Source organism: Mesorhizobium sp. YR577 (genome assembly GCF_900116595.1).
Taxonomy (GTDB): domain Bacteria; phylum Pseudomonadota; class Alphaproteobacteria; order Rhizobiales; family Rhizobiaceae; genus Mesorhizobium_M.
Window position 1 is genome coordinate 1 of the sequence record NZ_FPBI01000002.1, and the last position, 24,106, is coordinate 24,106.

21 protein-coding genes are annotated in these 24,106 nt (G+C 61.7%); 12 read left to right on the plus strand and 9 right to left on the minus strand.

The window, feature by feature from the left end; translation table 11 throughout:
• Positions 1–278: 278 nt before the first annotated feature.
• The 3 genes from BM413_RS02970 to BM413_RS02980 form a co-directional block, all read right to left on the minus strand.
• On the minus strand, positions 279–1,508 hold the full coding sequence (locus BM413_RS02970) for a type II toxin-antitoxin system HipA family toxin (RefSeq protein ID WP_091910366.1): 1,230 nt from the start codon (positions 1,506–1,508) through the stop codon (positions 279–281).
• Positions 1,501–2,091, minus strand: a complete 591-nt coding sequence (locus tag BM413_RS02975; protein WP_091910368.1) for a helix-turn-helix domain-containing protein — start codon at positions 2,089–2,091, stop codon at positions 1,501–1,503. The genes BM413_RS02970 and BM413_RS02975 overlap by 8 nt, the downstream gene beginning before the upstream one ends.
• A 352-nt stretch (positions 2,092–2,443) precedes the next feature.
• Positions 2,444–3,925 (minus strand): MocR-like pyridoxine biosynthesis transcription factor PdxR, encoded by a 1,482-nt coding sequence (locus BM413_RS02980; RefSeq protein ID WP_091910370.1) that lies wholly within the window; start codon positions 3,923–3,925, stop codon positions 2,444–2,446.
• Positions 3,926–4,086: 161 nt separating this feature from the next.
• Here BM413_RS02980 and tauA point away from each other — a divergent pair, with 161 nt between their 5' ends.
• From tauA to pta, 8 genes are all read left to right on the plus strand, one after another.
• Positions 4,087–5,103: a taurine ABC transporter substrate-binding protein gene (gene tauA / locus BM413_RS02985; protein WP_091910372.1), complete on the plus strand. Its 1,017-nt coding sequence runs from the start codon at positions 4,087–4,089 to the stop codon at positions 5,101–5,103.
• Positions 5,104–5,182: 79 nt separating this feature from the next.
• Positions 5,183–5,995, plus strand: a complete 813-nt coding sequence (locus tag BM413_RS02990; protein ID WP_091910374.1) for a taurine ABC transporter ATP-binding protein — start codon at positions 5,183–5,185, stop codon at positions 5,993–5,995.
• Positions 5,988–6,815 carry an ABC transporter permease subunit gene (locus BM413_RS02995; RefSeq protein ID WP_091910375.1) on the plus strand — a complete coding sequence of 276 codons (828 nt, stop codon included), beginning with the start codon at positions 5,988–5,990 and terminating at the stop codon, positions 6,813–6,815. The genes BM413_RS02990 and BM413_RS02995 overlap by 8 nt, the downstream gene beginning before the upstream one ends.
• 155 nt (positions 6,816–6,970) lie before the next feature.
• Positions 6,971–7,357, plus strand: coding sequence for a nuclear transport factor 2 family protein (locus BM413_RS03000; protein ID WP_091911067.1), 387 nt, complete (start codon positions 6,971–6,973; stop codon positions 7,355–7,357).
• 23 nt (positions 7,358–7,380) lie between these two features.
• Positions 7,381–8,781: an NAD(P)/FAD-dependent oxidoreductase gene (locus BM413_RS03005; protein WP_091910377.1), complete on the plus strand. Its 1,401-nt coding sequence runs from the start codon at positions 7,381–7,383 to the stop codon at positions 8,779–8,781.
• Positions 8,782–8,826: 45 nt separating this feature from the next.
• Positions 8,827–10,602 (plus strand): sulfoacetaldehyde acetyltransferase, encoded by a 1,776-nt coding sequence (gene xsc, locus BM413_RS03010; protein ID WP_091910379.1) that lies wholly within the window; start codon positions 8,827–8,829, stop codon positions 10,600–10,602.
• Between the two features lie 82 nt (positions 10,603–10,684).
• Positions 10,685–11,722 carry a YeiH family protein gene (locus BM413_RS03015; protein ID WP_091910381.1) on the plus strand — a complete coding sequence of 346 codons (1,038 nt, stop codon included), beginning with the start codon at positions 10,685–10,687 and terminating at the stop codon, positions 11,720–11,722.
• The gene (gene pta, locus BM413_RS03020; protein WP_091910382.1) at positions 11,722–12,756 is read left to right on the plus strand and encodes a phosphate acetyltransferase; all 1,035 of its coding nucleotides are present in this window, start codon (positions 11,722–11,724) and stop codon (positions 12,754–12,756) included. Before BM413_RS03015 ends, pta begins: the two co-directional genes overlap by 1 nt.
• A gap of 81 nt (positions 12,757–12,837) precedes the next feature.
• On the opposite strand, the gene BM413_RS03025 is transcribed toward pta, so the two are convergent.
• Positions 12,838–14,124, minus strand: a complete 1,287-nt coding sequence (locus BM413_RS03025; RefSeq protein WP_091910384.1) for an ATP-binding protein — start codon at positions 14,122–14,124, stop codon at positions 12,838–12,840.
• The gene (locus tag BM413_RS03030; protein ID WP_091910386.1) at positions 14,121–14,846 is read right to left on the minus strand and encodes a response regulator; all 726 of its coding nucleotides are present in this window, start codon (positions 14,844–14,846) and stop codon (positions 14,121–14,123) included. Before BM413_RS03030 ends, BM413_RS03025 begins: the two co-directional genes overlap by 4 nt.
• Positions 14,847–15,063: 217 nt before the next feature.
• Here BM413_RS03030 and BM413_RS03035 point away from each other — a divergent pair, with 217 nt between their 5' ends.
• The 4 genes from BM413_RS03035 to BM413_RS03050 all read left to right on the plus strand — a co-directional run bounded on the left by BM413_RS03035 (position 15,064) and on the right by BM413_RS03050 (position 20,283).
• Positions 15,064–15,735, plus strand: a complete 672-nt coding sequence (locus BM413_RS03035) for a hypothetical protein (RefSeq protein ID WP_091911069.1) — start codon at positions 15,064–15,066, stop codon at positions 15,733–15,735.
• A 108-nt stretch (positions 15,736–15,843) separates the two neighbouring features.
• Entirely contained in the window at positions 15,844–16,044 is a 201-nt protein-coding gene (locus tag BM413_RS03040; protein ID WP_139238548.1) for a hypothetical protein, read from the plus strand.
• A complete protein-coding gene (locus BM413_RS03045; protein ID WP_091910390.1) occupies positions 16,022–17,179 on the plus strand; it encodes an efflux RND transporter periplasmic adaptor subunit in 1,158 nt (385 codons plus the stop codon). Before BM413_RS03040 ends, BM413_RS03045 begins: the two co-directional genes overlap by 23 nt.
• Positions 17,176–20,283 (plus strand): efflux RND transporter permease subunit, encoded by a 3,108-nt coding sequence (locus tag BM413_RS03050; RefSeq protein WP_091910392.1) that lies wholly within the window; start codon positions 17,176–17,178, stop codon positions 20,281–20,283. The genes BM413_RS03045 and BM413_RS03050 overlap by 4 nt, the downstream gene beginning before the upstream one ends.
• Before the next feature lie 42 nt (positions 20,284–20,325).
• Here BM413_RS03050 and BM413_RS03055 read toward each other — a convergent pair whose 3' ends face one another.
• The 4 genes from BM413_RS03055 to BM413_RS03070 form a co-directional block, all read right to left on the minus strand.
• Complete coding sequence (locus BM413_RS03055; protein ID WP_091910394.1) at positions 20,326–21,162, minus strand: sulfite exporter TauE/SafE family protein; 837 nt, start codon at positions 21,160–21,162, stop codon at positions 20,326–20,328.
• Between the two features lie 151 nt (positions 21,163–21,313).
• Positions 21,314–22,057, minus strand: a complete 744-nt coding sequence (locus tag BM413_RS03060) for a pyridoxal 4-dehydrogenase, SDR-type (RefSeq protein WP_091911070.1) — start codon at positions 22,055–22,057, stop codon at positions 21,314–21,316.
• A 39-nt stretch (positions 22,058–22,096) separates the two neighbouring features.
• The gene (locus BM413_RS03065) at positions 22,097–23,275 is read right to left on the minus strand and encodes a pyridoxamine--pyruvate transaminase (protein WP_091910396.1); all 1,179 of its coding nucleotides are present in this window, start codon (positions 23,273–23,275) and stop codon (positions 22,097–22,099) included.
• Positions 23,276–23,299: 24 nt separating this feature from the next.
• Entirely contained in the window at positions 23,300–24,106 is an 807-nt protein-coding gene (locus BM413_RS03070; protein ID WP_091911072.1) for a 4-pyridoxolactonase, read from the minus strand.

A 24,106-nucleotide genomic window follows, 5' to 3' on the forward strand; every position in this document is an offset into this window, starting at 1 on the left:
AACAACCGACCCATCCAAGCCTCCAATCCGTTGATCGGAAATCCTGAATCTGATTTGCTACGCCAAATCAACGCGATAAATGGGTTTGAACCCTAACCCTTGTCGCATCTCAACCTGGACACTCTGCATCGATATTGCCGCCACCGACAGCAGGCACTGCACAGCGTACAGATGCTGAAAAAGGAAGCCGCGATGTACGGCTTCGATCCGAACAAGCTGGGCCGGATCCAGTACATTGGCTGCTCGCGGCACGGCTTGGGTTAAAACAATCCCTCCGCCTATCCGAGTTCGCTATAGAGCGGCACGGTCGGGGCGTGTGCGTCGATCACCTTGACGACAGCGGCGGCGAGAGGAAGATTCCTCTTCTCAGCCTCCCACGCTTGCCGAAATCGTTGGACAGTTTCGGCGGCGGTGTCGATGACAAGCTTTTCTGGGAGTAGTGCCTTCGCCGCCATATGTCGAAGCTCATCAGCGTTGAGCTCAGCCATCTTCTTTGTTCGCGAGAAATTGAGGGCGGCCGTATCCTCGCCCTCCATGTAACGAATGGTCGACACCAGGTCGTAGGCCGGCGAGAGCGCAGCCGTTCGTCGATCCGGATAGATCAGCGACCAGTTCTTGAGGTGCATGTCGCCATTGCCAATCAGCGCACTGAATACCAAGCGCCGGATAAACTCGGCGGCGCCGGCGTCTCCCGCTTCTGTGCCGATGACGTGTGCGATGTTTGCGTAGCTCGCACGCTTGTACTTGTTGTCTGGAAAGACGCCAAAAACCTGCGCGAAATCCTCGGTGTGGACAGGACCGTCGACGGTTCGGTCGAAGCGGCTGACAGCAAGCGCCTGTCCCTTTAGCTCGCCGATACCGTCTGGAATGCCGGCGATCGCATCGAGATCGATTAGGTTGATGATCGGCACCTCCATGCCGATCATCCCGGCGATCGTCATCATCGAAAACTCGTTTTCGGGAACGCCGGCGAACTGCTGAGACGGCAGCTTCACGATCCAAGAGCCACCGACTCCTTCGGCGGGAATGGTCAGGCCCCCGCCCTTGCCGGCATTCTGGAATGCGGAGAACTTGAGTTGCACGCCAGCGAGCGAAAAGCGCAGCGCATTGGGTTTGGCATTCTCCGGCAAATCCTCGCCGGCGCCAGGTGGCAGGGCGTCATCGGCCGCGGGATGAATCGACAGCGCTCCCGGCAGGTCTAGGCCTAGCACCCAGAGCAAGAAGAATTCGCGTTGCTGATTGACCCCGGCCCGCTCGGCGAGATAACGCCGCAGCCCTCCCTCGGGTAGAAGGTTCGAGAAGAATGGCGGCACAACCCGCTGTGTCGGGCGAATTTTGGTAATGAGGCCGCCCAGATCGTCTTTGAACGAGAGACTGAGGGTCGGCCGGTCCGGGTTTTCGACATAGTGGTCGTTGAAGGCAAAGATCGTCCGGTCGCCCTGCAAATGGGTTAGCGTGCCAATGGGCTCACCGTAGAGCCGCACATCGAGAACCGAGACGTCAGGCATCGTCGTCACCTTCGTCGAGCGAGTAGGCAGGCCTTGGTTCGGTTGAACCGCCATGGGCGATCGAATTGCGTAAGCGTTGCAGGTTCTGCGCGATGTCACGGATGATGGGCGCCGCTTGGTCGCTCGCCTGGTAGCGCTCTAGCCGAGCGATGAGTTCGCGCACGAGCTGCATCTCCTGATCGGCGAGATTCATTCGCCGCAGGAAACGGAGCGTATCCTCGACGCGATCGAGGTCGGCCGAGCTTCCGTAAAATTCCTTCATTTTCTTGACCAGCCGTTCGGCGCGGGCGAAGCGCTTGTCGTTGGGCTGACCGGCATGAATATGCATGTCGGGCGTTGCTTGCGCCTTGACCAGGCCTAGCACTGCGGGCACCAGTTTCTTCGGCACGAGCATGAGTTCGAGATCGAGCGCGCGGGTTATGTCGATGAAACTCGACAGCCCAGGCTCCATCTTTCCGCTCTCGATTTGGGAGATATGGCTCTGCGTCAGCCCGGCGCGCTTACTCAGGGCGCGCTGACTAACCCCGGAGGCCTCACGGACCTCGCGTGTTTGCGCGATCAGGCTTTCGCTTTGGTAGGCCATGATACATAGTCCTAGATCAAATGGTCCGAACGATCAGGATGATGTATCTACCTTGACATACCACCGCCGTCAACGGTTGATTTAGGATAGTGATCATCACACGTCCTCCGATATAGGACTATGCATCACACTACATCCCGTTGGCCGAAATATGCGGCATTCTTCGGACCGGCGAAGGCATCGCTGCCAAGCCAATGGCATGTCGCACCTGAAAATAGAATGTACCTGCTACAACTGTAAGTTGTACATTATGGAACTGTTACGAAACATATCGCTCAATCAAATGTTATGCCTCAATACGCTTCGATCTGCTGGATGAACGATCGATCCATCAGCGCACAAAGCCGGCACTCTATTGCTCGCTTACGCGCTGCATGTGCCTAGCGGTACGCGAAACGCCTTCAGCGATCCGGTTGGCGGGTATCGATGAATAGCCCATTCGAAAGAAGCGGCACGGGCCGTCAGCACCGGGAAAGAATGGAGAACCGGATTCGATCAGCACGCCATCTTGGCGTAACTCGTTCATCAGCAGATCGGCGTCGAGCCCTTCGGGCCCTTCGATCCAAAAGGACGTGCCGCCGAAGGTTGAAGACCCTGCGATGGTGAAGCCGTTCTGCTGCAACGCTTCGGCCATCACGATATGGCGGCGATGATACTCCTGGCGCATCCGATGGATCACCGCGTCATAGTGGCCAAGCGCCAGGAAATAAGCGGCGGTGCGTTGCAGATGACCGGGCGGATGACGCAGCATCAGCGCCCGCAATGCCCGCGCCTCGCGTATCACCGGAGCTGGCGCGACCAGATAGCCCAGCCGCAGGCCCGGAAACAGCGACTTCGAAAAACTGCCGATGTAGAAGACGCGGCCACTGCGATCGAACGCCTTCAGCGCCGGCGATGGCGGCGCCAGAAAACTCATCTCGAACTCATAGTCGTCCTCAACGATGATGAAGTCCTTCGCAGCAGCGGCCTCCAGCAATGCTGTCCGTCTCTCGATCGGCATCGTGGCGCCGGTCGGAGAGTGATGGCTGGGTGTCACAAAGACGGCGTCAACCTCCTGCGGCAGCGAAGCCGGCCGCAAACCTTCCTTGTCGACATCGATGGCCGTCACTTCGGCGCCGCTCAGCCGCAGCGATGCACTCATGTCGGGGTGACACGGGTTTTCGCAAACGGCATGGGCACCCTGCCCCAGCAAGAGCTGGGTGACGATCCACAGAGCGTTCTGGGCACCCACAGTCACCAGAATCTCATCCTGGCTGGCGCGGATGCCCCGGCTGGGCAGTGTGCGCGAGCAGATGTAGTTGACCAGCTGGACATCATCGGCGGCGGCGAAGTCGCCGGCCATCAGCTCGAAATCCTCGCGTCCAAGCGCCCGCCGCGCACAGTCGCGCCACGCACCGAGATCGAACAGCGACGGGTCCATCTGGCCATAGAGGAACGGGTATGGGTAACGACGCCAGTCGAGCGGCTTTTGCATCTGTTTGGCGACGATAAAGGTCGAACGGAGCCGCACAGACCAGTCGATGTGATCAGCCTCTGCCGCCGGCATCGCCGCTTCCAGCGCCAGGGTCGGCGGATTGCCGGCAATACGATAGGCGCTGCGGCTTGCAGTCTCGACATAGCCTTGCGAGGCCAATTCCTGATAGGCCAGCGTCACGGTGATGCGCGAAATGTTCAGGTATTCGGCAAGCTTGCGCGTCGAGGGCAGTTGCGCGCCCGGCAGCAGGCGGCCCGACAAGACGGCCGAGACGATCGTTTCGCGAATCTGCGCCTGCAGGCCGATCCGGCTATTTTGGTCGAGAAAGAAGATCGTTTCCGAAACGGTCGCGTGCGCCATTGGCTCTGCCTGCATCGCTCAAACTGGATTCATTCAACTTCCTATCTGGATATAAGGCAATTGGTCTTACTCAATTATCCCTTTAGACAGAACCAAGACCGGCACCAAAGCCGGCAAATTCCCGGAACAACCGGTGGCACAAAAACAAGAGGGAAACGACGATGCATTTTATGTCTTTCAAATATATGGCCGGCACCGCAACGGTAGTCGCCGGTCTGTTCAGTTCCACGTTAGCTTTCGCTGAAACCACGGTTGTGGTCGGCTATCAGCAGATCGTGGGTCCATTCATCACCGCAATCGCCGACGGCCGCTTCGATGCGGCGGCCAAGGAAGCCGGTTACACCATCGACTGGCGTCAGTTCAGCTCGGGCGGCGACATCTCGACCGCTCTGGCTTCCGGCAATGTGCCGATTGGGGTCATCGGCTCCACCGGCACCACCGCCGCCGCCACACGCGGCGTCGACCTCGAACTGTTCTGGATCCTCGACAATATCGGCAAGTCGGAAGCACTGGTTGCCCGCGAGGGTTCCGGCATCGAAAAGCCGGAAGACCTCAAGGGCAAGAATGTCGGCGTGCCTTTCGTCTCGACGTCGCATTTCCATCTGCTGGTCGGTCTCGAACAAGTGTGGAAGGTCGATCCGCGCGAGGTCAACATCCTTAACATGAAGCCGCCGCAGATCATCGCCGCCTGGCAGCGCGGCGACATCGATGCCGCCTATGTCTGGCCACCTGCTCTGTCCGAGCTCATGAAGAACGGCAAGGTCATCGCCGACTCCGAAACCATCGGCGCCGCCAGCGTGCCGACTTTCGACGGCCTCGTCGCCGACAAGAACTGGGCCGCCGAGAACCCGAAATTCATGACCGCCTTCACCAAGGTGCTGGCCCAGGCCTATTCCGACTACAACACCAACAAGGCGGCGTGGACCCCAGACTCCGCGCAGGTTCAGGGCATCGTCAAGCTTATCGGCGGTGACGGCGCCGGTGCAGTCGAAGCGCTCAATCTCCTTTCCTTCCCGAACGCTGCCGAGCAGGCTTCAGACCTCTGGCTGGGTGGCGGCGCAACCCGCGCCCTGGTCGAAAGCGCCAAGTTCCTTGCCGCTCAGAAGCAGATCGACAAGGCACTCGACGACTATGCGCCCTTCGTCAACGGTAGCTACGCCAAGGCCGCGTCCGAGTGACGTAGGAAGCGCTGCCGCCAGTGTCCTGGCGGCGGCGCGTCTTGTCATTCGAGTGAACAGTCTTTCGAAAGGTCGCGAGATGGAAACCCTCAACGTCAGTAATGTCAGCCTGACTTATCCAGGCCTCTATTCAGATCAGGCGGTCATCGCGCTCAAGGGCGTCAACCTTGAGATCAACAGCGGCGATTTCGTCGTCGCGCTCGGTGCGTCGGGCTGCGGCAAGACCACGCTGCTCAACCTTATGGCCGGCTTCATGGCACCAAGCGCCGGCGACATCACACTGGGCGGCCGCGCCGTCGTCGGCCCAGCAGCCGATCGCGGCGTGGTGTTCCAGAAACATGCACTGCTGCCGTGGCTGAATGTCATCGACAACACCGAATTCGGATTGAAGCTGCGCGGGGTCGACAAGGCCACGCGGCGCGAGATCGCAACCAAGAACCTCGCTTTGGTCGGGTTGCAGGATTTCCACCGCCACATGATCTATCATCTGTCGGGCGGCATGCAGCAACGCGTCGGCATTGCCCGCGCACTGACCTGCGACCCGGCGATGCTGCTGATGGACGAGCCGATGGCGGCGCTCGACGCGCTTACGCGCGAAACCATCCAGGAGCTGCTGCTCAAGGTCTGGCAGCTCACCAACAAGATGTTCTTCTTCATCACCCATAGCGTCGAAGAGGCGCTGTTCCTGGGCTCGCGGTTGATCGTCATGTCGCCACGGCCAGGCCGGATCACCCACACTTATGAGCTCGATTTCAATCGACGCTTCCTGGAGGAGGGAAACGCACGTGCAATCAAATCCAGCCGCGATTTCATCGAGATGCGAGAGCAGATCCTCGGCATTATCTATGGCGACGAACTCCAGTCCGGCAGCCCGGAACACCTCCATGCTTGAGCGCCTCTCGCGAGCCAAGTCCGCAAGCCCGGGCAAGATCTATGGCGCCCCCGGCGAAGGCATGAGCGGCTATATCAGCCTGGTCACCGCGCTCACGCTTTTCGCGCTGTGGCTGCTGGTCACCGAGATGGGCTGGGTCAAGCCGTTGTTCCTGCCCTCGCCGCTCGCCGTCTGGGACAAGTTCGTCATCGCCATGACCGAGGGCGTGTCGAACTCGACCCTGGTGCAGCACACCATGGCCAGCCTCGGGCGCGTGCTCGGCGCTTTCGTCCTGGCACTGCTCACCGCAGTACCGATCGGCATCCTCATGGGCGTCAACCGCGTCGTGCGCGGCCTGTTCGATCCGATCATCGAATTCTACCGGCCACTGCCGCCGCTCGCCTATCTGCCGCTAATCATCATCTGGCTCGGCATCGGCGAATTTCCAAAAGTGTTCCTGATCTACCTGGCCATCTTCGCGCCGATGGCCATCGCCGCCCGCGCCGGGGTGCGCTCGGTGTCGACCGAGCAAATCCACGCCGCCTATGCGATGGGCGCTACCCGCACTCAGGTCATCAGCCAAGTCATCCTCAAGGCCGCATTGCCTGAAATCTTCACCGGCATGCGCATCGGCATCGGCGTCGGCTGGACAACGCTGGTCGCGGCCGAAATGGTCGCCGCCCACCGCGGCCTGGGCTTCATGGTGCTCAATGCCGCCGAATATCTCGCCAGCGATACCGTCATCATGGGCATTATCGTGATCGGCATCTTCGCCTTCGCCTTCGACCTTCTGATCCGCTACCTGGAAAAGGTGCTCATTCCCTGGAAGGGCAAGATCTGATGACAGCGCTCACTCATCCGGCGACATCGCCACCCGGCTGATCCGCCGAACCGACCAGACCAACACATCGTGACGAACAGCCGGCTTGTCCCGGCCACGGCGAAGCTCTGCCTGAATGGCGCCGCCGCGAAAGACATGAGGACCGAGAAATGTCGATGACTACCGAAGATCTTGCCCGTCTCTTCGACGCCTTCAACCGGCACGACATTGACGGCGTCATGGCCTTCTTCGCCGAGGATTGCGTCTTCAACGCGATCGGCGGTCCGGAAGTCTACGGCACTCGATTCGAAGGCCCCGGCCCCATCGCAGCCGCCTTCAGCGGCGTCTGGAAAGCTATGCCTGACGCGCGCTGGGATCATCACAACCACCTGGTCCATGGCGACCGGGCGGTTTCGGAATGGACCTTCTCCGGCACCAATGCCGACGGCAGCCGTGTTGAGGCCGAAGGCTGCGACCTGTTCAAATTACGGGACGGCAAGATCATCGGCAAGCAGGCGTTCCGCAAGAACCGTCCGCTTATTCCGGCGCCGGCCAAGAGCTGAGCAGAAGCAGAAAGGAACGGCAGATGGAACATCAGCTGACACGGCCGACAGCCCAGCGCAAGCCGTTCGACCCGGCCTACGATCCGGTGCATGCGGCCAATCCCGGCGATGGCAAGGATTATGCGCCGACCTACTGGATCGCCACCGCCGGCACGCCGCCGGAAGATGATGGCCCGGTGACGCAGGATGTCGACGTCGATGTCGCCATTGTCGGCTCCGGCTACACCGGCCTGTCCTGCGCCATCCACCTGGCGAAGGAACACGGCATCAAGGCAACCGTGTTGGAGGCCAATGGCGTCGCCTGGGGTTGCAGCACCCGCAATGGCGGCCAGGCCCAGCTTTCGTCCGGCCGGCTGAAGCGCTCGCAATGGATCGAACGCTGGGGTGTCGATGTCGCCAAAAAGCTTCATGTCGAGATCAGCGAGGCGTTCGATGTCTTCCGCGACCTGATCCGTTCGCCCGAAATCGACTGTGACGCGCAGGATGGCGGCCACCTCTACATCGCCCACCGCGACAAGGTGATGCCGGCGCTGGAGAAGGAAACGCGCCTTCTAAACGAAGTATTCGGCTACCCGGCCCGTATCGTCGGTCGCGACGAGGTCTATCAAGACTTCGTCCGTGATGCCGAGGCTAAGGGGGCGATGTTCGAACCGGACGGCATGGGCATCCACGCCGCCAAGCTCGCCTTCGGGTATCTCAAGCTGGCCCGCAAGCTCGGCGCCAAGGTGCATACGTCTAGCCCGGTGCTCGATTGCCAGCTCAAGGGTGGCGTCCATCATCTGCGGACGCCAGGCGGCACGGTGCGCGCCCGCGTCGTCTGCATCGCCACGGCTGGCTACACTTCGCCGGGTCTGCATGCACTCACCAGGCATCGACTGATGCCGATCTTGTCGAACTCGATCGTCACGCGGCCGCTGACCGATAGCGAGCGCGAAACACTGAATTTCCAGACGCGCATCCCGCTCACCGACACCCGCACCCTGCGCCACTATTACCGCATGCTGCCGGACGGCCGGGTGCAGATCGGCAGCCGCAGTGCCATCACCGGCCGCGACGCGACCAACCGCAAGCATCTCGATCTGCTGCTTGAAGGGCTCTACCGCAAGTTTCCGGTGCTGCGTGGCATCGAGGTCGACTACTCCTGGTGGGGCTGGGTCGATGTCAGTCACGACATGATGCCGCGCATCTTCCGGCCCGACCCCAAGCAGCAGCTGTTCTACGCCATGGGCTATGGCGGCAACGGCGTCATGTACTCGGCCCAGGCCGGCCGGCGCATGGCCCAGATGGTCGCCGGCAAGGGTGGCGGCCTCGACCTGCCGATCTTCACCTCGCCATTGCCGAGCCACGGACTGCTGACGCCGTTCAGGCGTCTCGGCCAGTGGGGCATGTACCGCTGGTATTACCTCAAGGACGAAATTCTCTAGCCCGCCAGGGCACGACACCGACCCGAAATCGAAAGGAACAAGACCATGAAGATGACGACGGAAGAAGCATTTGTGAAAGTCCTGCAGATGCATGGCATCGAGCATGCATTCGGGATCATCGGATCGGCGATGATGCCGGTCTCCGATCTGTTCCCGAAAGCCGGGATCAAGTTCTGGGACTGCGCGCACGAGACCAATGCCGGCATGATGTGCGACGGCTTCAGCCGCGCCACCGGTACGATGGCGATGGCGATCGGTCAGAACGGCCCCGGCGTCACGGGCTTCATCACCGCCATGAAGACCGCCTACTGGAACCACACGCCGATGCTGATGGTGACGCCACAGGCGGCCAACAAGACCATCGGACAGGGTGGCTTCCAGGAAGTCGACCAGATGGCGATGTTCGAGGAGATGGTCTGCTACCAGGAAGAGGTGCGCGACCCTTCGCGCATTCCCGAAGTGCTGAACCGGGTGATCGAGAAGGCGTGGCGCGGCTGTGCGCCTGCGCAGATCAACATCCCGCGCGATTACTGGACCCACGTCATCGACGTTGACCTGCCGAGCATCGTGCGGCTGGAACGTCCATCGGGTGGACAGCAGGCGATCGCCGAGGCCGCGAAGCTGCTGTCGCAGGCAAAGTTCCCGGTCATCCTCAACGGCGCCGGCGTGGTGATCGGCGAGGCGATCGCGGAATCGATGGCGCTAGCCGAGCGGCTCGATGCACCGGTCTGCTGCGGTTACCAGCACAATGACGCCTTCCCCGGCAGCCATCGGCTTGCCGCCGGCCCGCTCGGCTACAATGGTTCGAAGGCGGCAATGGAATTGATCGCCAGGGCCGATGTGGTGCTGGCGCTTGGCACCCGCCTCAACCCATTCTCGACGCTGCCGGGCTATGGCATCGACTATTGGCCGAAGAACGCCGCCATCATCCAGGTCGACATCAATGCCGACCGCATCGGCCTGACCAAGAAGGTCTCCGTCGGCATCTGCGGCGATGCCAAGCAGGTGGCGCGGCAGATTCTCGATCAGTTGTCACCATCGGCAGGCAACATCGACCGCGACGCACGCAAGGCGGCGATCCACCAGACCCGTTCGGCCTGGCTGCAGCAGCTGTCGTCGATGGACCACGAGGATGACGACCCGGGCACCGAGTGGAACGCCGGTGCACGCCGCCGTGAGGCGGACCGTATGTCGCCGCGCCAGGCCTGGCGGGCGATCCAGGCAGCGCTGCCGAAGGAGGCGATCATCTCCACCGACATCGGCAACAACTGCGCCATCGGCAATGCCTATCCGAGCTTCGAGAAGGGCCGCAAATACCTGGCGCCCGGCATGTTCGGCCCCTGCGGTTACGGCTTTCCGTCGATCGTCGGCGCCAAGATCGGCCGACCGGATGTGCCCGTTGTCGGCTTCGCCGGGGACGGCGCCTTCGGCATCTCGATGAACGAGATGGGTGCGATCGGCCGCGAGGGCTGGCCGGCCATCACCATGGTGATCTTCCGCAACTATCAATGGGGAGCGGAGAAGCGCAACACGACCCTTTGGTATGACAATAACTTCGTCGGCACCGAGCTTAACCCCAACCTCAGCTATGCCAAGGTGGCCGAAGGCTGTGGGCTGAAGGGCGTCGTCGCGGACACGCCGGCTGCATTGACCGAGGCGCTTGCCAAGGCGCTCGAGGATCAGGCCAAGGGCGTCACCACCTTCGTTGAAGTGATCCTCAACCAGGAACTCGGCGAGCCGTTCCGCCGCGACGCGATGAAGAAGCCGGTGCCGGTCGCCGGCATCGACAGGGCCGACATGCGCACGCAGCAACTGGCCTGAGACACCACGCCTGCACGGCCCGCCCTGCCCGACGGGCGGGCCGCTAGCGCCAGCATCCCATGGCAGTAACTGGAACGAAAACATGAACACAAACGCCGCTGCACAACCGTACCTCCAGGGCCTGCCATCCGTCTTTTCGAACTACTGGCCGGGCCTCGCGGTGACCGCCGCCGTCGCCATCGCGGCGCAGTTCCTCTCCGACCACTACGGCGCACCGGCCATGCTGATGGCGCTACTTCTCGGCATCGCCTTCCACTTCCTGTCCGAAGAGGGCCGCTGCGTCGCCGGCATCGAGTTCTGCGCCAAGAAGGTGCTGCGCATCGGCGTGGCGCTGCTCGGCATGCGCATCAGTGTCGACCTGCTTATCGGGTTAGGCGCCAGCACCATCCTTCTGCTGGTCGCGGCAATCGCCGCTACCGTCGGCTTTGGCCTGATCGCGGCAAAGCTGCTCGGTCGCGGCTGGCGGCTGGCGCTTATCACCAGTGGCTCGGTAGCCATCTGCGGTGCCTCAGCTGCGATGGCCATTGCTGCCGTGCTGCCCAGGAACGAATTCTCCGAGCGCAACCTGATCTTCACGGTATTGTCGGTAACCGTGCTCTCCACGCTTGCGATGATCGCTTATCCGATCATCGCCCAGACCCTGGGACTGGATGCGCGCGCCACCGGCATCTTCTTCGGCGGCACCATCCACGATGTCGCCCAGGTGGTCGGTGCGGGATTCTCGGTCTCGCCGGAAGCGGGCGAAACGGCGACGCTGGTCAAGCTGATCCGCGTTACCATGCTCGCCCCGGTCGTGCTGATCTTCTCCATTGCCCTGCGCAACGTGCCGCAGCAAGGCGGCGAGACCGGCAAGCGTCCACCGTTGCTGCCCGGCTTTGTCGTCGCTTTCCTGATCCTCGCCGCCGTCAACTCCTTCGGCCCCATCCCTGAAGTTGTCGCCAAGGCCGGCATGGAGGCCTCGCGCTGGGCGCTACTCGCCGGCATCGTTGCCGTCGGCATGAAGACCTCGCTGCGCCGCGTGCTCGATGTCGGCGGCGACGCGGTCGCTCTGATCGTCGCCGAGACGATCTTCATCGGCCTGTTCATACTCGCCGGCATCTACTATCTGGGGCATGCCTGATGAAACCGCTCGACCGCATCATCGAAACAGCCCGGCAGGCACCGAAGCGCATCGTGCTGGCAGAGGGAGAGGATCCACGCATCATCGAGGCAGCGATCCGCGCGCAGCGTGAGGGGATTGCCCAGATCATCCTCATCGGCAACCGCCAGATCATCGAAGACAGGCTCGCCGCCGCCGGCGTACAGACAGCGACGTTCCGCATCGAGGATCCAGCGATCTCGCCGCTTGGGCCTCGCCTTGCCGCCGCCTATCATCAGTTGCGCAAGGCCAAGGGCGTCGACGAGGCTGCGGCGACTGAAGCGTTGCGTTCGCCGCTCATCTTCGCTGGAATGATGGTGCGTGAAGACGAAGCTGACGGGACGGTCGGCGGCGCGGTTGCCACCACCGCCGACACCGTGCGTGCGGCCCTGCAGACCATTGGCCGCGCGCCCGGCGTCAGTCTCGTCTCAAGCTTCTTTCTGATGATGCTGTGCGAGCCGCATCATGTGAAGAAAGGGGCTTTCGTCTTCGCCGATTGCGGACTGGTCGTCGACCCGGACGCCGCCGGTCTCGCCGACATCGCCCGCATGTCGGCGCGCTCCTATACGGCGCTGGCCGGCGCGCCGGCCAAGGTAGCGATGTTGTCTTTCTCGACAGCCGGAAGTGCTGCGCATGAGCGCGTTTCCAAGGTGGTCGAGGCGACCCGGCTGGCCCATGCCGCCGACCCCGGTCTCGTCATCGATGGCGAGTTGCAGTTCGATACCGCCTTCGTCGAGGCGGTCAGCACCGCCAAGGCACCCAACTCGGCCCTGCACGGCGAGGCAAATGTCTTCGTCTTCCCCAATCTCGACGCTGCCAATATCGGCTACAAGATCGCCCAGCGCATCGGCGGCGCAACCGCCATCGGACCAATCCTCCAGGGCCTCGCCAAACCGGCCAACGACCTCTCCCGCGGCTGCTCGGCAGATGACGCTTTCCACATGATTGCGGTGACGGTGGTTCAGGCCCGCTCTAGCGTCTCGAAAGGCATCGACGTCCGACTTCTCTCATATTAGCCGCGTCTGCGATTTGAACCGGTCGTTTTCCGCGTTCTGGGTTCCACGGAGCGGCTTCTGTAAACTTCAAGCACGGCAGATTCAGGCGGAAGCAGCTTTGTCAGGCGCCCCGGGACGTTGAGAGACGGCGTCGAAAACGATCCTCTGACAAAGCCCTCCTCCGTCACGGTTTTGCAGGATCACGGTACCGCCGTAGCGCTCGATAATTTCCTTGGCGATGGCGAGACCGAGGCCGGCGCCAGGCACGGACTGTCTGCGTCCGGGATCAACCCGGAAGAACGGCTCGAACGCCTTGTCCAGCAGTTCCGGAGGAATGCCCGGCCCCCGATCGGTCAGGCCAAGCATTGCTTTCCCGTTGGAGGCGGTCAGCGTAACGCTGCAACCGGCTCCATGGGTGGCGGCGTTGATCATAAGGTTGCGAATGGCGCGCCGCAGACCAAGAGCGCCGGCCCGCACCGAAACCGCCTCAAGGCGTTCTATCGTCACGCGATGCCCGAGCGATTCCATTTCGGCGACAATGTCGCGGACCAGTTTCTCAAGCTGGACGGTTTCGACATCATCCTGATCGACTTCCTCACGCACCAGGCGGATAGCGCTGTCGGCAATGCGGTCGAGTTCATCGAGATCGTTGAGCCACTTTTCGCGTTCGTCTTCGTCGAGGAACTCAACGCGCAGGCGCATCCGCGTCATGGGCGTGCGCAGGTCGTGACCGGCGGCTGCAACCAGCCGCATGCGGCTTTCCATGGCTGTCTTCAATCTGGCAGAGAGCTGATTGAGTGCGTGTGCCGTTGCCCTGACCTCGCCTGAGCCATCCTCCGGCAGCGGGGCGAGAACGCCGTCCGGTCCAATCTTGGTTATTGCTGCCTCCAGCATTTCCAGCGGTCTCGTAAGAACTGCCGTAAAATAGAGAGATACCGCCGTCGCACCAAGCACGATCAACGTGATCCAGCCCGCCAGAACAAGCCAGCCACGAGGCGGAGGCGAGAAATTCGGGACATCCACGATCATCCATCGCCTGTCGGGCAGGTTGACCGAAGCCTCCATGCCGCGTTTGCCGATGGCCCGTGTCACCACCGCCTGAAGGTTGAGGCCGTCACGATGCAGAATGTCATTGAGCACGCTCGTGTGCTTCTGGTCTTTGATCCCGTCTGCCGGATGATCGTACAGGTCTATAGGAACACGCTTGATGCCCGGAACCTCATCGGGAATGAGCTGCGCCAGAAGCCGTATCTGGCGCGCGACAGGCTCCATCAGCACTTCCGGACGCGGCCCGCCCATGACGCTGATAGCGGCGGTCGTCGCCAGAGCGACAACGCCGACGATCGAAGCGACCAGCAGCAGTATGAGCCGCTTGCGCAGAGAAGTCATACCGGCTGCTCCGAGGTTTCAACGCGAGCGGTGAGCTGATAACCACCATTGCGGACGGTCTTGAACAACGGTGCGTCTGGGGTTTCGCCAAGCTTGCGGCGCAGCCTGCTCATCAGCACGTCGACGGAGCGATCAAGTGGATCGCGTTCGCGACCCTGGGTCAGATCGAGCAACTGGTCCCGTGACAAAAGCCGGCCGGGCCGTTCCAGAAACACCTGCAGCAGATCGAATTCCGCACCGGTGAGATCGACGGTCGCACCTTGCTCATCGATTACCTCGCGGGTGTCCGGCTCCAGGGTGTGGTTGGCAAACCGGTAGATACGCGCGCGCGGCGCAACGGCTTCTTCCGGCCCCGATCGACGCAGTACGGCCCGGATACGAGCTGTCAATTCTCTTGGGTTGAAGGGCTTACCGAGATAGTCATCGGCGCCAAGTTCCAACCCGATGATGCGATCCACATCCTCCTTGAGCGCCGTCAGCAGAATGACGGGGATATGCGGTTTGCGATCACGCAGGCCGCGGCAGATGTCGAGCCCCGAACCGTCGGGCAGCATGACGTCGAGAACGATCAGGTCGAACTGGCCGGAGCCGAGCTTCTGTTCGCATTCGCGCCGGTCCGCCGCCGTGGTGACCCGGAAACCCTGACCATCGAGATAGCGCCCGAGAAGTGTGCGGATCTCGCGGTCGTCATCAACGACAAGGATGTGAGGTAGTGACTGCATGATATGCCCAGCGCCGTTTGGTGTTCAGTGCTGATTATAGGGAGAGCAGACGGCGAGAGGCACGAAAATTTGCAACTAAGTGTTTCCAGCCTCGAAACGGAAACCTTCGGAAACAAATCTCTCCTTTGCGGAAATCTTCGGCAACACGCCGACGCATAACGGAAAAAAGTACTTCCTATCTTCCTGCCATCCGAAGCACGCAGGAAAGGATTACATCATGCGAAACACGCTTTTTGCGCTCGGTCTCTTCTCCGTCGCTGCCATTCACCCTGCATTGGCGCAGCAGGCCGATTTTGCTCAAGCACCGGACGATGACCTGCCGGTCGTTGCGCTTCAAGGTGGCCTGGACAATTCTCCCATGCATCCGCCTGCGCCAGGGCGACCGATGAGGCATGGACCGGACGGTGCCGACGGTTGGCGCGGTCCGGGGAACGGCCATTTTGGCCCAATGCGTATGGGACCGCCGCGCGAGTTCATGCTTGCAGCAAGGCTTTCGGCGGTTGAGACCCGTATCGGTATCCGGGCCGAACAGCTTGATGCTTGGCGCGATTACACCAGCGCACTACAAACCGTCCTGGCACCGCCGCGCCCCGGCGATTTCGTTCGCGGCCCACAACCGGGAACGGAAGCCCGGAAAGATCCGTTCGCCCGCGACGAAAGGCTGGCCGACGAAATCGGCAAGCGTGCCGCAGCGGCCGAAAAGCTCAAGGCAGCGATCGCAACGTTGCGCACCACTTTGACACCCGAACAGCTCGAACAGCTTGCCTCGGCGAACCGCATGGACCGGCCGCATGGTCCGCGTGCCGGTTTTGCCGAGGGAGCAGCAGGTCGACCGGATGACGGCGGGCCCTCCCCAAGCCCGGTCCCGCCCACCGACGGTCAGCCCTGACCTGCTGCGCCGGCCGGTCCGCGGGGCCATTGGCGGGCCGGCCGGCATCAATCCGAGCCTTCACCATTGGATGGATGAAAGAGGAATCTCCCCATGTGGGAAATGTTCTTGATGCTGCGTCTGCTCATGGCGGTCGCGCCCGGTTCGCCGCGTCGCGGTTCCAGCCGGGCATTTCAGCCTGTGCAGGGTTTTACCGGTGCGACGAGGCTCGCCTTTGGCGCGTGGCGACTTTCACTCGATATATCCAATCACCAGCAGCCCCAATCAGCGGACGGCAACGAGACCCATGACCACAAGATCATCGCGTAAAAGATATCTGGCGCTGGCAGCTGTCGTCCTTGCAGTCGCGATCGTTGCCATCATCAAGGCTTACGGCCGCGGCAACGCCGATGTGACTGAAGTTGCATCGCCAGTTCCGGCCCAGGCAGCATCTCTGACCGTCGCGGTTGAAACGGTGAGCAAGGATAAGATCACCTCGTCCATCACCGCTACCGGTACCGTGCAAGCCTGGCAGGAAGCTATCATCGGCTCGCCGGCCAGCGGCCTGCAACTGGTTGAAGTTCCGGTCAGCGAAGGCGACCAGGTCACCAAGGGCAAGATTATTGCGAAACTGGACGATGCCCTGCTCAAGGCTCAACTTGCCGAGCAAGAGGCCGCGGTTCAGCAGGCGCGCGCGACGCTGGAGGCGGCCAAGAATGCCGAGGCGCGCGGCCAGAAGCTGCTCGCCAGCAAGGCGATCAGTGCCGAAACCGCAGAAGAACGAGCTACCACCGTCAAGACCGCCGCGGCTCAACTCGCGCAGGCAGAGGCCGCAGCCAACCGCATTGCCGTCTCTCTGGCCCAGACGGAAATCCGCGCGCCTTTTGCCGGCACGGTTTCGACACGACCGGCGGTCGCTGGCTCCATTGTACAGTCCGGCACGGAACTGATGAGAATCGTGCGCGACGGCAAGGCTGAGATCGCCGTCCAGGTTCCCGACAAGGACCTGTCCAGGATAGCGGTGAACAATCATGCAACCATAACTGACGCTTCGGGAAACACCCTGTCGGGCACGGTTTCGTCCATTGCGCAGAAGGTCGATGCAACCACGCGGCTAGGTCTCGTCTATGTCACGCCTGGAGACAATTCCGGTCTCAGGCCCGGCATGTTCGCTCGCGTATCGATCACCACATCTTCCACGGAAGGCCTGAATGTTGCTGAAAGCGCGCTGATCTGGCGCGACGGCAAGCCGAACGTCTTCATCGTTGGTGAAGACGGTAAAGTGCTGGCGCGTCAAATCGAAACCGGAAACCACAGGGACGGCCGTGTTGTTGTGACCGATGGTTTGGCTGGCGGGGAGAGCGTCGTCGTCTCCGGTGCGGGCTTCCTCAACGATGGCAATGTTGTCCGCGTCGCAACCATTGACGGGGAACAGATCGCGTCCAGCACCGGAGCAGCCCAATGAACGCCATATCATCCTGGTCGATCCGCAATCCGGTGCCGACCATCGTCCTGTTCCTGTCGCTGACGATCGCCGGGCTCTACGGCTTCATGCAGCTTCGCACCAACAATATGCCCGACATCGACCTGCCGACCGTCACCGTCACTGTTTCCCAATCGGGAGCAGCGCCGAGCGAGATGGAGGTGCAGGTCGCACGCGTCATCGAAAATACGGTGGCGAGCCTGGAAGGCGTGGACGACGTGTCGACCTCGATCAGCGAGGGCTCCTCCACGACGACCATCCAGTTCACCCTCGATACCGATCCCGAGACGGCCACCAACGACGTTCGCAACGCCGTTTCGACCGTGCAGTCCAGCCTCCCGGCGGGCGCGACGGAGCCGGTCGTGTCGAAGGTCAACGCCAGCGGCAGTTCGGTGCTGACCTTCGTGGTCGACGCCCCTGCAATGTCGCCCGACGCATTGAGCTGGTATGTCGACAACGATGTCGCCAAGGCATTACTCGGCGTCGACGGCGTCTCAAAGATCACGCGTTCCGGCGGTGTCGACCGGGTCATCCGTGTCGAACTCGATCCCGACCGATTGGCCGCCCTCGGCATCAGCGCCGGCGATGTCAGCCAGACGCTTGCCTCCATTAACGTCAATCAGCCCGGCGGCCGCACCACCATCGGCAGCCAGGAGCAGTCGGTGCGCACCCTTGGCAGCGTCTCGACTGTCGAGGCACTGGCCGATACCCGCATTCCGCTCACTACGGGCGGCAACGTCAGGCTGGCCGACCTCGGCAAGGTGACCGATAGCTGGGAGAAACCCCGCCAAGCTGCCTATCTCGGCGGCAAGGAGATCGTTGCCTTCAACATCTACCGGTCTGTCGGTTCGAGCGAGGTCGATGTGGTCAAGGCCGCGCGCGCTTCGATCGCCGAGATAGGCAGCGCGAACCCGTCCGTGAAATTCACGGAAGTCACATCCTCCTCCGATTTCGTGCTGGAAAGCTACGATGCCGCGTTTGAAGCCCTGTGGCTCGGCGCGCTGCTGGCGGTGGGCGTGGTCTGGCTGTTCCTGCGCGAAATCCGCGCGACGCTGGTTTCAGCTGTCGCCATGCCGCTGTCGTTGATCCCGACTTTCGCCGTCATGGCGCTCTTCGACATTTCGCTCAACAACATCACGCTGCTGGCGCTTTCGTTGGTGGTCGGCATTCTGGTCGACGATGCCATCGTCGAGATCGAGAACATCGTCCGCCATATGCGAGAGACCGGCCAGAGCGCCTATCAGGCAGCACTTGAGGCCGCCGACGAGATCGGTCTTGCCGTGGTGGCAACAACCGCGACGATCGTCGCCGTGTTTCTGCCGGTTGCCTTCATGCCGGGTATTCCGGGCAAGATATTCTTCAGCTTCGCGGTCGCGGTTTGCGTTTCGGTTCTGTTTTCGCTGCTTGTGGCGCGCACGCTGACGCCGCTGATGGGCGCCTATCTGGTACGTGCCGGCGGCCACAGCGAAGACGATACACCAGCCTGGGTGCCGACCTATATCTGGCTCCTGCGTGCAGCACTCAACCATCGCTGGATCACGCTTATCGCCGGCATCGCCTTCTTCGTTGGATCGATGTCGCTGGCGACGCAACTGCCGACGGAATTCATGGCGGCGACCGATCGCGGCCGTTCGATGATCTCGGTCGAATTGCAGCCAGGCTCTACAATCGAGCAGACCACCGCCGTGGTGAAGGAGATCACCAAGCGTCTCGAGAGCGAGCCGGCAATTGAAAGCATCTTCGCCACGGTAGGCACGGCTGCCGAGTCCGGTGGCGGGCCGAACCGCAGCTCTTCCTCGGCGGAGGTCCGCAGCGCCAATGTGACGGTCAATCTGAAGCCGCGGGACGAACGGAGCGTTTCCCAGCAGCAATTCGAAGCGGAAGCCTCGCCTAAGCTCAACGACATTCCCGGCGCGCGGATCCAGTTCGGAGCCGACGGCTCCTCTGGCGCCAAGGTGTCGATCACACTGGTCGGTGACAATGGCGATGTGCTGCAGAAGACAAGCGATACGCTGATCGACCAGATGAAATCGGTCCCTGGCCTGATGAACCCAACTTCGACGGCTGCCGCGACCAAGCCCGAGCTGATCGTTCGCCCCGACGACGCCCGCACCGCCGAGCTTGGCATTACGGCGACCGAAATTGCCCAGACGGTGAAGATCGCGACGATCGGCGACACCGACACAAGCCTGCCGAAATTCAATCTCGGTGACCGGCAGGTCTCGATCGTGGTCACTTTGCCGGATGGCGCGATAGACAATCCCGCCAAGCTTGCCATGTTGCCGTTGACCGGCACGAAAGGCACCGTGCCACTGGGTTCGGTGGCGGACATCAGCTTCAACGCGGGTCCCAACAGCATCACGCGGGTAGACCGCAGCCGCAGTGCCACCATCGAGGCCGACCTTTCCGGCATCACGCTCGGCGAGGCGACGGTCGCCATCCGCGCGCTGCCGGTGATGCAGAGCCTGCCAGATGGCATTCACGAACTGGCACGCGGCGATGCGGCGCGCATGCAGGAACTGTTCACCGGCTTCGCCACCGCCATTGTTGCCGGCATTCTGCTGATGTATCTGACGCTGGTGCTGCTTTTCCGCAGCTTCGTTCAGCCGGTGACGATCCTTGTTGCGCTGCCGCTGTCTGTTGGCGGTGCGCTCGGCTTCCTGCTGATCGCCGGAAAGGCGCTCGGTCTGTCGGCCCTGATCGGCCTGCTGATGTTGATGGGTATAGCCGCCAAAAACTCGATCCTGCTGGTCGAATACGCGCTGATCGCCGAGAAGGAGCGCGGCATGAGCCGCATCGAAGCACTGCTGGATGCAGCCAGAAAACGGGCACGGCCGATCGTCATGACTTCGATCGCCATGGGTGCCGGCATGCTGCCGATCGCGCTCGGCATCGGCGCCGACGCCGAAACACGCGCGCCGATGGCCATCGCAGTCGTAGGCGGATTGCTATCCTCTACGGTGCTGAGTCTCGTCTACGTGCCGGTGGTCTACACCTTCATGGACGACATCCAGCGTTTCCTCGGCCGGCATCTCGGCAAGCTTCTGGTGGAAAACCCCGGCGAGCCAGTCGAGGGCAATGGCTGACAGGTCTCGGCCAGCGCGGTCCCCTGCCCTCCTGATGTACCCTCAGGAAAGCAACATCCTCGCTGACGTGATCGCCAGGAAGAAAGCGAAGGCAAGCTTCAGGTAACGCGGATTCAGCGCATGAGCGAGGCGGGCGCCCAGCGGAGCAAACAGAAAGCTGACCGGCGCAATGATGGCGACCGCCGGCAGGCTGACATAGCCAAGGCTGAGTGGCGGGCGCCCGGCGATCTCCAGGCCAGCCCAGATGAAGCCCGCGACACCCGGAAGAGCAATCAGCAGCCCAAGTGCTGACGACGTGCCGACGGCGCGGTGGACCGGAAAGGAAAAGCTGGCGAGCGTCGGCACCGAAAGCGTGCCGCCGCCGATACCCATCAGCGATGAGATGAAACCGATGACAGTGGCGATCGCCCGGTTGATCCAGCCGCTCTTGGGAAGATGATCCGAAATCACCAGGGTCTTCGGGATCGCCATGTTGATGGCGACCAATATGCCGACAACACCAAAGACGAAGCGCAGCCCGGAACCGGGGATATACTTCGACATGATGCCGCCGATCAGCGCACCGATGAAGATGGTCGGCCCCCAGAGCCTCAGCAGCGATCTGTCGACGTTGCCGCGCTTGTTGTGCGCCCGCATCGAGGAGATCGAAGTCGGAATGATGACCGCCAACGAAGTGCCAACCGCAAGGTGACTGATGACGGCGGGAGAAAACCCGAAAAGCGTCAGCCCCCAGAATAGCACCGGCACAATCACAATGCCGCCGCCGACACCGAGCAGCCCGGCCAGTATGCCCGAAATCACGCCAGTGGCAGCCAGGCCGGCAATCAGCGCAGCGATGGTCTGGCCGTCGAGCAGTGACGGATCAAGTCCTGTTCCCAAAATGATGTTCCCTAGGCTAGCCGACCGATCTGGACTCTGAAGGCAATAAGCAGGTCCCGTGAAATTGGCAACTGCAGTGATGGATTAAGCAGTTCATGCAAAACATGAACTGCGCAGCACCTGACCCACAAAATCGAGGTCCAGCCTGACGCTAGTGCCGCACCATGCCAGCGTCGACATTCAGTGTCTGACCGGTGATCCAGCGCGCATCGTCGGAAGCGAGAAACGCCACGACATCGGCGATGTGCTCCGGCTGGCCCTTGCCCTTCATGGCCTGAAGCATCTCGACGAAACCGAAGGCCTCGTTGTGCGGGCTGGCCTTGACGCCGTCACTTTCGATGAGGCCCGGTGTCACGGCATTGGCGGTGATATTGTATTTGCCGAGCTCGGTGGCAAGCGCCCGGGTGAAGCCGATGACACCACCCTTGGCCGCGACATAGGCGGCCATGTTCGGCGTGCCGGCAAAGAAGGTATTTGACGAGATGCTGATAACCCTGCCCGCCTTTTCCACCGCACGCATCTGGTCGGTTGCAGCACGCGTGACGATGAAGGTGCCGGTCAGGTTGACGTCGATGATCTTGCGCCAATGATCGAGGTCGACGTCGTCCCAGGCGACAAAGGGAACGATGCTGGCATTGTTGACCAGGATGTCGACACCGCCGAGTTTTTCGATCTCGGCAAATAGTGCTTTTACGGACGCCGGATCCGACACGTCGGCAGCGACCGCTTTAGCCTTGCCACCGATGCCGGCAGCTACCGTCTTGGCGCCTTCGCCATTGATGTCGCTGACGATAACGGTCGCACCGTCGGCGGCCAGTCGCGCCGCGATGGCCTTGCCGATACCTTGCGCGGCCCCGGTAACCAGAGCGATCTTTCCTGCGAGCCGTTCAGTCATCGACATGTCCCCTTTGGTCTTTTGTTTGTGGAATTCATTTCAGGCATCCGCATCGATCACGGCGAGTGCTGCCTCGATACCCTTGCCAACCTGAAGCTTCCGGCCGGCCGCATTCAGCGCACCGCCCAAAGCCGTCAGCGCTGCGATCGCGTAGATCGGCTGGGCCGTTGGCCCCATGTGGCCAATGCGCGTCAGTTTGCCGAGCGTTTCGCCCCGGCCGGAAGAAAACACCACGCCGTAACGCTCACGCGCGGCCTGACGCAGCGCCTTTTCATCGACCCCGTCCGGCGTGCGGATGGCGGTTGTTGTCGGTGAGGCGATCTTTTCATTTGCAGCCCAGATCGACAGGCCCATCGCCTGAGCCCCGGCGCGTGTCGCCTTGGCGGTCAGGGCGTGCCGCGCCCACACCGCTTCCGGCCCCTCGTTGAGATAAAGGTCGAGCGCGACATCCAGGCCGTTCATTTCGGCGACGGACGGCGTAAACGGAAACGGCTTTTCCTTGGACCATGCATGCTCCCAATCGAGAATGCTCAGAACCGATGCGCGAGGTGCTGCAGAGTTCGCTTTCATCCTGGTCCAGGCACGGTCGCTCACGCTCATCAGCGTCAGTCCGGGAGGTGCGCCAAGGCACTTGTTCGGCCCGGTCACATAGATGTCGGCCTTGCAATCCTCGGGATGCGTTTTCATGCCGCCGAAGGACGAAACGGCGTCGACGATCAGATAGCCGCCATGCGCCGAAACGATCGCTCCGATCTCATCGATCGGGTTGATCGTGCCTGACGGCGTGTCGTGATGGCAGACCGAAACGACGGTGATTTCGGGATGCGATTTCAGCATGTCCGCGACGGACTGCGGATCGATCGCCTCATTGTAAGGAACCTCGATCTCCAGCAGGTTCGGCGAATAACGCTTCGCCCAATAGCCGAACCCCTTGCCGTAGACACCCGATGCCAGATTGAGCACCACATCATCCCTAGAGATGAGCGACGCCGCGGCGGCCTCCAGACCCATCACCGGCTCGCCATGCAGGACGACCGGCTTATTCGACAGACGCATGGCCTTCTGCGCCTTGCCGATGACCTTCTCGTAGAAGAGCTGGAACGCCGGGTCGTAGTCGTAAAGCACCGTGCGCCCGAGCCCCCGTAGCACATCGGGATAGGCGTTGACGGGACCGGCGGTGAGTGTGATCACCGGCTCAGTGTGGTCGGGATATCGCATGATCTGCCTCCGAAATGCCGGCCGTCAGCCGTAGAACTGCGTGCCGGTTTTGTAGGTTTTGAAGTTTTCCATGTCGTGGGAGTACATCAACTCGGCCTCGTTCTCCTCGGCCAGCTTCTGCACCCGGCGCATTGAGTTCACGCCCGCCACCGGGTCGATATGGAAGGCCGCCTGACACAGTGTCTCAAGGCTTTTTTGTGTGTAGGCAGCGTCGATCGTGAAAAGGATTGGCTTGCGCTTGGGAAAATTGACCATCAGGCTGTAATGGCCGATGGAATGGCCCGGCGTTGAAATCAGCCTGACGCCCTTGGCGAGTTCGATATCGCCATTGATCCCCTCGAAGGTTGAGTTCGCACGCGTGGTGCCGTCGAGCAGTTGGTCCGTTGCCCCGCGCGCTTCGGCTGCCTCTGCCGAGAAGCTGAGATCCGAATAGCCGAGATGCTCGAAGGGCTGCGGATTGCAGGCCTGCGGCACTTCGGTCTTGTGGCAGATCTTCTTGGCGTGCGGGAAATATTTGTTGCCGCCGCAATGGTCGAAATGGAAATGCGAATTGATGACAACGTCGATGTCTTTCGGCTCCAGCCCCAGAAGCGCCAGCGCGCCGGGTATCGTCTGGTCCTTGCTCTGGATCGGCTTTTCGAAAGGCAGCACCTTCATGACATGGTCATAGTCATAACCGGTGTCGATCAGGAAACGGCCTTCGGCATGTTCGATCAGGATCGAATAGACGGGAAAGCGCACCTCGCCACCCGGACCACGGTTCCAGAACACATGATAGCCGTCGAGAACGAGAGAGCCGCCGTCGAGCAGATAGACCTTTGTGTCCGACAT

Excerpts from the sequence above, each read along its gene's own strand:
- BM413_RS02970 (WP_091910366.1), bottom strand. The coding sequence starts at position 1,508 with ATGCCTGACGTCTCGGTTCTCGATGTGCGGCTCTACGGTGAGCCCATT.
- BM413_RS02975 (WP_091910368.1), bottom strand. The coding sequence starts at position 2,091 with ATGGCCTACCAAAGCGAAAGCCTGATCGCGCAAACACGCGAGGTCCGT.
- BM413_RS02980 (WP_091910370.1), bottom strand. The coding sequence starts at position 3,925 with ATGGCGCACGCGACCGTTTCGGAAACGATCTTCTTTCTCGACCAAAAT.
- tauA (WP_091910372.1), top strand. The coding sequence starts at position 4,087 with ATGCATTTTATGTCTTTCAAATATATGGCCGGCACCGCAACGGTAGTC.
- BM413_RS02990 (WP_091910374.1), top strand. The coding sequence starts at position 5,183 with ATGGAAACCCTCAACGTCAGTAATGTCAGCCTGACTTATCCAGGCCTC.
- BM413_RS02995 (WP_091910375.1), top strand. The coding sequence starts at position 5,988 with ATGCTTGAGCGCCTCTCGCGAGCCAAGTCCGCAAGCCCGGGCAAGATC.
- BM413_RS03000 (WP_091911067.1), top strand. The coding sequence starts at position 6,971 with ATGACTACCGAAGATCTTGCCCGTCTCTTCGACGCCTTCAACCGGCAC.
- BM413_RS03005 (WP_091910377.1), top strand. The coding sequence starts at position 7,381 with ATGGAACATCAGCTGACACGGCCGACAGCCCAGCGCAAGCCGTTCGAC.
- xsc (WP_091910379.1), top strand. The coding sequence starts at position 8,827 with ATGAAGATGACGACGGAAGAAGCATTTGTGAAAGTCCTGCAGATGCAT.
- BM413_RS03015 (WP_091910381.1), top strand. The coding sequence starts at position 10,685 with ATGAACACAAACGCCGCTGCACAACCGTACCTCCAGGGCCTGCCATCC.
- pta (WP_091910382.1), top strand. The coding sequence starts at position 11,722 with ATGAAACCGCTCGACCGCATCATCGAAACAGCCCGGCAGGCACCGAAG.
- BM413_RS03025 (WP_091910384.1), bottom strand. The coding sequence starts at position 14,124 with ATGACTTCTCTGCGCAAGCGGCTCATACTGCTGCTGGTCGCTTCGATC.
- BM413_RS03030 (WP_091910386.1), bottom strand. The coding sequence starts at position 14,846 with ATGCAGTCACTACCTCACATCCTTGTCGTTGATGACGACCGCGAGATC.
- BM413_RS03035 (WP_091911069.1), top strand. The coding sequence starts at position 15,064 with ATGCGAAACACGCTTTTTGCGCTCGGTCTCTTCTCCGTCGCTGCCATT.
- BM413_RS03045 (WP_091910390.1), top strand. The coding sequence starts at position 16,022 with ATGACCACAAGATCATCGCGTAAAAGATATCTGGCGCTGGCAGCTGTC.
- BM413_RS03050 (WP_091910392.1), top strand. The coding sequence starts at position 17,176 with ATGAACGCCATATCATCCTGGTCGATCCGCAATCCGGTGCCGACCATC.
- BM413_RS03060 (WP_091911070.1), bottom strand. The coding sequence starts at position 22,057 with ATGACTGAACGGCTCGCAGGAAAGATCGCTCTGGTTACCGGGGCCGCG.
- BM413_RS03065 (WP_091910396.1), bottom strand. The coding sequence starts at position 23,275 with ATGCGATATCCCGACCACACTGAGCCGGTGATCACACTCACCGCCGGT.
- BM413_RS03070 (WP_091911072.1), bottom strand. The coding sequence starts at position 24,106 with ATGTCGGACACAAAGGTCTATCTGCTCGACGGCGGCTCTCTCGTTCTC.